The sequence below is a fragment of the Bradyrhizobium sp. 139 genome (genome assembly GCF_023074175.1).
Lineage (GTDB): Bacteria > Pseudomonadota > Alphaproteobacteria > Rhizobiales > Xanthobacteraceae > Bradyrhizobium.
In genome coordinates this window covers 1-7,281 of the sequence record NZ_JADPKS010000044.1, presented here as the reverse complement: position 1 = coordinate 7,281, position 7,281 = coordinate 1, and the positions used below count along the sequence as shown (strand labels likewise).

3 protein-coding genes and 1 pseudogene are annotated in these 7,281 nt (G+C 59.3%); 1 reads left to right on the top strand and 3 read right to left on the bottom strand.

Annotated features, from left to right (window positions below; genetic code table 11):
• Nucleotides 1-144 precede the first annotated feature (144 nt).
• Nucleotides 145-1,037, bottom strand: a pseudogene (locus IVA80_RS10955) (transposase); the annotation flags it as partial.
• A 1,495-nt stretch (nt 1,038-2,532) separates the two neighbouring features.
• On the opposite strand from IVA80_RS10955, the gene IVA80_RS10950 reads away from it, so the two are divergent.
• Nucleotides 2,533-3,558: an NAD(P)-dependent oxidoreductase gene (locus IVA80_RS10950; protein ID WP_247429039.1), complete on the top strand. Its 1,026-nt coding sequence runs from the start codon at nt 2,533-2,535 to the stop codon at nt 3,556-3,558.
• Nucleotides 3,559-4,604: 1,046 nt separating this feature from the next.
• Here the strand turns inward: IVA80_RS10950 and IVA80_RS10945 are convergent.
• Both IVA80_RS10945 and IVA80_RS10940 read right to left on the bottom strand, forming a co-directional pair.
• Complete coding sequence (locus IVA80_RS10945; protein ID WP_247429037.1) at nt 4,605-6,149, bottom strand: amidase family protein; 1,545 nt, start codon at nt 6,147-6,149, stop codon at nt 4,605-4,607.
• A gap of 312 nt (nt 6,150-6,461) precedes the next feature.
• Nucleotides 6,462-7,281, bottom strand: an 820-nt coding sequence (locus tag IVA80_RS10940; RefSeq protein WP_247429035.1) for a Xaa-Pro peptidase family protein, incomplete at its 5' end; no start/stop codon positions are given.

Sequence of the window (7,281 nt, the reverse complement as noted above, 5' to 3'; positions counted from 1 at the left end):
ATGGCGTATCGCTCTCCTTGAGAGGTTCTGGCAGGCTCGACACCCGCCTCGATACGCCGCCTATCTCATTCCGTCATCACCCACTTTCCTGCATAGCTCCCTCGCAGCTTGACCTTGGCCAAAGCCAGCGAGACTCTTGATCTAGCCGAAGACTCGTTCGATGCGCTTGCGGCAACGTCGGCCGACGTACTAGCCGCTGTGACGTGGTACGCGCGTCGATCGCCGTCTTGCGCCGCGTGCCAGTCTCACTTCATATGTCAATCAATCGCGATATGCGGAGTAACCGATCTATCCCTCAGGGCGTGTACGAACGGCGTGATATCATAGGCTTTATCCGCCCTTAAGTGATCCGCTCCGTCCGCTCCTGTCGATCATGGCAAGCGCATTCTCCTGTTCGGCGATGCCCGTCGCTTGGCTCACCCTTTCCAAAACCACTAAACCATTGCGGTTCTCCATCAGCGCATGGTCCATACAGCTCAGCTCAGCTTAGCCCGGCCGTCACCTTTGTTGTAGAGCCGCGCCTCGGGATCGTCGTGCTCGCATGGGTCTCGTTGGGTCGCTTCTCTTGTGGAAGTTACGCGCGGGATTGCATCCTGGAACGTCCTCGTTTTTTTCGCTGCCAATCTTTCGGAAGCTCTTGATCGAAGCCCGGGCTTCAATCAGGATACCATCTACCGAGAGGTGATCGCTCGATAACAGACGCTTGACGTTTGCTTGCGCCGAAAGCGCGTTCAAGAACTTGGCCACAATCTCCGCCGTCAAGCAGCCGGTCGTGGTTCTTCGAGAAGGTCGAATGGCCCCAAGCCGCATCAACCACCCGAAGCCCAACGAACCAACGGAATAGAAGATCGACTCCATCCGTTCGATCAGATGGCGTCCGAGCGAAGTCGTAAAGCGCTTGGAGGAACGTCGCCCGAAGCAACTTCTCCGGTGCGATCGACGGACGAGCGAACCTCGTACTAGTGCTTGCCTAACTCCCTAGATAGGTCGCCGAGCGCCGCATTGTGGCCGACGCGAACCAAAGCCTCCAGGTCCACATAACTTAAAAGCGAGAAGGACGGCCTGTTGCTCCTGCCCCCAACTTAAATCCTGATCTTAGAGAACCACGATACTAAACGCTGCGCTACTGACCTCTTCAACAGCCTGCTAGAGGACAACAACGTCAATCACAGCCTGCTGCTGCCCCATCGCGATGATCCGGGCCGTCCACTGCACGGGCCGCCGCGAAGTGGTCGCGAAACGGAGGCCTTTCTGCGTAACGCCTGCCTCGATATCCCAGCGGCTGCCGAGGCCTTACGCCAATATTGGATACCGATCCCCTACGCACGCGCCCGCTGATCATCGCGGACGTGGGAGCTCGTACCGGCTACTTCCAACTCCCGGCTATCGCGCATCGCCGGATCCGCTCCGGTCATCCCCTAGATCGGCCTTAGCGGTTTTTCCTGGAAGCTATTAGCTGGGACTATCGCTGTGGTGCAGCAGTTTCCAAAACGTCTCAAGCACCAGGTTGGGTGGACCGGTGCGCAAGGTGATGGACCTATATTCCACGGTTTCGGTATAATACTCGGGTAGTATAGCCTTCATGACCGTGCCGGCGTCTATCCAATGACGAGCATATCGGGCCGGCAGGTAGCCGAGATAACAACCGGTGAGGATCAGGAAAACTGTAGCCTCGCGGTTAGCCGCAGTAGCGGTGAACCGAAGCGGCTCCGATACCGGCACCGGAAAGTTGGAGGGAACAACCGCATCGGCCGCAGCAACCACTTCTTTGGTTAGGCTGGCCTCTGGAACCGAATAAAAAGGATGATTCTCCGCACAGTAGAGGCAATAGTCGACGTTATCTAGGAACTTCTCGACAAGACCGGGAATACACGCCGAGCCGGCGTTATACCAATATGCAACTGACCATCCAGTACCCCTCGTTCGATCTCATTGGATGGTATCATACGAACATTCACGCGCACGTCCGGCCCCTGTTCCTTGAGACGGCGCAGCGCTCTAGTGACACCCCCGCGTCTTGAAGCCATGAAGTTGTCGGTAATGCCGATATTCAATTCGCCGCGCAAGTGGACGTGGACGGTGATCTCGGTGCGAAACTTTTCTGCGGCGGACAGAAAACGACGGACTGCGTCGTAAACTGCGCTTCCCTCGTCGGTGAGGAGGAACCCCGCTCGGCCGCGTCGGCACAAGCGCAGGCCCAGTCGTTTCGAGGTCGGCCATATGCTGGCTAATAGCCGCGCGCGAGATATTCAACTCGACCTCGGCCGGGTAAAGCCGCCGCATTCAACGATGGTGCGGAACACATGCAGGAGCCGCAGATCTGCCTCGTTCAACGGTGGCCGCGCGCGCTTCTGCATGGACATAGTTCAGCAAATCCCCAACTTTGCGTAGCTAAGTTTGAATTTATCATACGTAGTCCCGCCTCTACATTCAATCACAGTAGCCGGACTGAAGCGAGGCAGATCGTGGATTGTGCCTTCCGGTCATGACTACAGGAATGACTCTAAACCGAACCCCAGGAGAATCGGTACGATGAAGGTCCTTTGCTTGTGGCATGCGACAGAAGGCGAGATCAATTCCATACAAAAGGCGTTGCCGCATGGCACCGAAGTTGTGGCGCCAAACGGCGAGTATTATTCTCGGTTTGAGAGCACCTACTCAGATTTAGAGCGCCACGCCGCCGATGCCGATGCGTTCATCGGCTGGACTATACCAAGGGGCATTCCGGAAATTGCAGAGAAGCTCAAGATGTTGAGCTGGCTGCACAGTGGCGTTGATGACCTTAGCGAAATCGGATTACTTTCGATGGCGAAAAAACGTGGATTCAAGGTTGCAAATATTCGCGGCGCAAATGCGATTGCCGTTGCCGAGCAGGCGACGATGTTCGTGCTTGCCCTCGCGAAGAAGACCATCTTCAAACATCAAGCAGCGACGGAGAACCACAAGCTCTTCCCTCTGTTTGCAGATGAGCATCGATCGGCCATGCTGAGCGGCCGGACAATCGGTGTCATCGGCGTTGGAAGCATCGGGGCCCACATTGCCAAGTTTGCGAAGGGCTTCGATATGCACGTTCTCGGAGTGCGCCGCAATAAGGAGCGCTCGGTGGAGTACGTGGACTCAATGCACGGAATGGACGAGCTGCATTCAGTGCTCGCGAAGTGTGACTACGTCGTTTTGGCTACGCCCAATACAGGCGAGACTTCCCAATTTTTTGGGAAGGCTGAAATCGCTGCCATGAAGCCGTCTGCCTTCCTGATCAACATCGCCCGCGGGAAATTGGTTCAAGAGAATCACCTCCATGAGGCACTTACGTCCGGTCGTTTGCGCGGCTACGCCGCAGATGTCTGGCCGAAATACGAATTTGGGAGAGCTTTTCCAGCTGGCTACGTACCGCGCCTGCAGGTTCAGAAGCTTCCGAATGTAATCGGCTCCGTTGACCAGGCTGCAAATTCGGATGGTGTTCTGGAGCGGTATATTCGGTGGGGCACTCAGAACCTGGAGGAGTTTGCCGCGGGAAAGTCGCTCACGCGCGAGATTAACCTAGACCTGGGCTACTAAATACCTGACGTTTGACGAGTGCGACGCGCGAGACGTCGGGAACTGCGTTGCCGGCGTCTCGATTATTGAAGCCCTCGTCAGCTTAACCGCCAAGCCAGCTGTCGCTTGCCATCTAATTCCGCGAGTCGCACCTCAACGATTTCAGCAAGTTGCTCGAGCACCTAATTTGAGAACGGTTTAGCTTGATAATCTGACTTGAACGTTGTCACTGTGAGAATTTGACTCTCGGTGCTTTTCCGTTGTGAGTCGGCAATTGCGAGCCATTTCCTGACGAGATTGATGAGGGGCTTTGGATGAGGTGTGCCGACGAGCAGATGCGATCGGCAGCATCTTAAAGCGCAAACTGAAGACCTCACTGGTATTGACGCATCTGCTGGCTATGACGTGCAGTCCATAAGGAACAAAGCGGGCGGTGTGCCCTTTCGCTGATTGCTTCATCCAAACATCGTGCTTAGTCACTACGCGCGATAGAGCGTATGCGGTGTACGGCTGAGGATCTCTGCACCACGTCGTGCCACCAGGTCTCCAGGACAGCGCTCGCTGCGCCAAACAGGTAATTGTTTTTCCCGAACAGAGTGACTGGCATGTGAACGGTCATGCTGGTCTCAAGGATGTCGGTTGGTCGGTTGCGCCAAGCTCCAGGCTGATGTTGCCATGTTCGCCCAAGGGGCGCCGGTTTGGTATCCAACCCGATGATTAAGGGCCTGTGGTGCCGCGGCGTCCATTTCTCCCGCCGTCACACCGGGCTTGATCGCGGCGATGGCCGGCTTCAAGGGCCTCCTCTGCCAAGGCGTGCAAAGTTTCGGCCTCAGGATGCCGGCCAAGCACCGCGCCGCGGACCAGCGCCCCGGCGTATCCTGCTTTATTCCGCCGACTTGCACCATCGCAGGCTCGATGCTCGTGATCTGGTTGCGATCAAGGCGCCAGCAGGCATTCGCGAGCCACGAACCGCGAACATGCGCGACGACATCCAATGCCCTTGCTATCTGAAGCGGGGCGCCGCTCGGGAGCGCTGCCTTCGGATGTCCGGCCGGCGCTCATGCGCTTCACTTCGTTGCCGGTATTTCGATGAACGAGTCCTTCAGCGCAGGCGTATGCACGGGGCGTCTGCGGGCGCGACTCACTTGCTCGAAGGCATAGCCTATCGAGAGGAGCTTCGCTTCGCTGAACGCTGTGCCCAGGAACGACAGGCCCACGGGAAAACCCCAACTAGTAAAGCCAGCGGGCACGCATAGCTCCGGGAAGCCCGTGAAGTTCGCAACGTAGGTGAGCGACGCCGCGAAGCCCTCGTCTGGCCACGGGTCCTTCACGAGGTGCGGCCGCTTGGGATACGTCGGGTAGACCAGCGTATCGAGCCGGTTCGCGTCGAACATTCCTTGCACGCTGGAGCGGATCAGGGGCAACCCATGGTCGCGGATGGCGACGTAGTTCGGGTCATCGAGCTTGCCGCCCTCCTGCAGGTAGCGGCGCCACGCTGCCCAGCGTAGCGGATTGGGTGCCGCGCCGTCCTCGCGCGGCGCGTTGAAGGCGAAGGCACGATCCACCAGTTCGCGGTAATTCTTCGGATAAGCGGGAGCGAGCGTCGCAAGATAAGCAGCGACGTGGTTCGGCTGTTCTTGCAGCTTGATCACCTCGTAGAACTCGTCCTTGACGTCGAGCAGCCACTGCGGATACCGCACCTCGATCACCGTCGCGCCGGCCTTGCCCATCGTGTCGAGCGCCGCCTCGACCACCCAGTCGAACTGCGGGTCCGCGCCCATTGAATTGCGCACGATGCCGACGCGCGCGCCGCCGAGCGCATCGGCGTTCAGCGTCGCGCTATAGTCGGTGGTGGCCCGGCCCACGCTCTGCTTCGTCGCGTCGTCGCGTGGGTCGACCCCCGTCATGAGCCCGAGCGAGATCGCCACGTCCTGCACGTTGCGCGCGAGCGCGCCGGTGGTGTCGAGCGACAGCGCCGAAGGTAGGATGCCCGTCCGGCCCAGCAGACCGTACGTCGTCTTCAACCCCACGACGCCGGTCATGGCCGCGGGCAGCCGCACGGAGCCGCCCGTATCGGTGCCCATGCCGAATGGCGCATAGCCCGCGGCGATGGCCACGCCCGTGCCGCCGGACGAGTCGCCGGGGTAGCGCGCGAGGTCGTGCGGGTTGAGCAGTTGCCCCGATATCGAATTGAAGGTGCCGGTGTTGAACTCGCCGAGCGTGACCTTCGCCAGCACGATGGCACCCGCAGTACGCAGCTTGCCGACCACGAAGGCATCTTCCTTCGGGATCGAGCCTTCAAGGAAGACGCTGCCTGCCGTCGTCGGCAGGTCCGCGGTATCGTGGTTGTCCTTCAGCACCACCGGGATGCCGTGCAGGCGCGACCTCGGCCCGCTCGCCTTGCGTTCTACATCGAGGGCGCGCGCGGTCTCGACGGCTGCTGGGTTGAGCGTGATCACTGCGCGCAGCTTCGGGCCCTGCCGGTCGAATGCTCCGACTCGTGCGAGGCTCAGCCGCACGAGCCTCTCCGACGTTAGCGTGCCGCCGTCGAAAGCGGAATTCAGGTCCGAGATGCTAGCGTCGTCGAATGCAATACACTTATTCGAATTCATGCGCTTTCACCCTCCGCGTGATGTTCGTTCTTCCAGGTTCCCTCTGGCGACCGCGGGCTGACGGCACGACGTTCCTATTGAGCCTCACGGCGCGCCTCCTCGAACTCGCGACAAAAGCCGGGGAGCGTGGTCGAACCTGTCGGAGTGATCCGCGTCTTGGATGGCCACTTCGACCCATGCTCCGAGACCACTTCCGCCATCTGAGCCGGACCTCGCCCATCCACGTATATCATTCCGTGTTGGACGAGCCGCTCCGAAAAAGGCGGGCGCGTAGGCGCCCGCCAATTGGTACTGTCAAGATTCGCTTGGTCGCTACGCGCGATAGAGCGTATGCGGTGTACGGCTGAGGATCTCTGCACCACGTTCTGTCACCAGGACGGTCTCACTGCAGCCAAACAGGTAATCGTCTTTCCCGAGGAGAATGACGGGCATGTGAACGGTCATGCTCGTCTCAAGGATGTCGGTTGCGCCAGGCTCCAGGCTGATGTTGCCACGTTCGCCCCAGGGCGCGCCGGTTTGGTATCCAACCCGATGATTAAGGGCCTGTGGTCGCACAGATCGCTCAATCACCTTGCGTGCAGCGGCGTCCACTTCTCCGGCCGTCACACCTGGCTTGATCGCGGCGATGGCGGCTTCAAGGGCCTCCTCTGCCAAGGCGTGCAAAGTTTCGGCCTCAGGATGCCGGCCAAGCACCGCGCCGCGGACCAGCGCCCCGGCGTATCCTTGCTTTATTCCGCCGACTTCCACCATCGCAGGCTCGTTGTTCCTGATTGGGTGGCGCGTTAGTTTCGTGTGGGGGAGCTTCGCTCTTTCACCGAACCCGATTGAGACCAGCCTGACTTCGTCGCCGCCTGCTTTTCTCACCTCACCCTGGACGGCCGCAGCCATTTCCATTTCAGTGATACCGTCCCGCAGTGACTGCTGAAACGCGCGCACCGCTACGTCCGTCATGGCCATCGCATCACGAATGGCCTTGATTTCGAGCTCATTCTTCACCGCCATCACCGATGAGACAAGACGTGAGGCATCGACCACCTTCATTTCCGGAAGGCGCTCCTGGAGCGCACTTACATCGGCCGGCGCGAGATTCCAGCAGCCGAGCTCGAAACCTACTCTCTTGCCCGCCAGTCCC

Excerpts from the sequence above, each read along its gene's own strand:
- IVA80_RS10950 (WP_247429039.1), top strand. The coding sequence starts at position 2,533 with ATGAAGGTCCTTTGCTTGTGGCATGCGACAGAAGGCGAGATCAATTCC.
- IVA80_RS10945 (WP_247429037.1), bottom strand. The coding sequence starts at position 6,149 with ATGAATTCGAATAAGTGTATTGCATTCGACGACGCTAGCATCTCGGAC.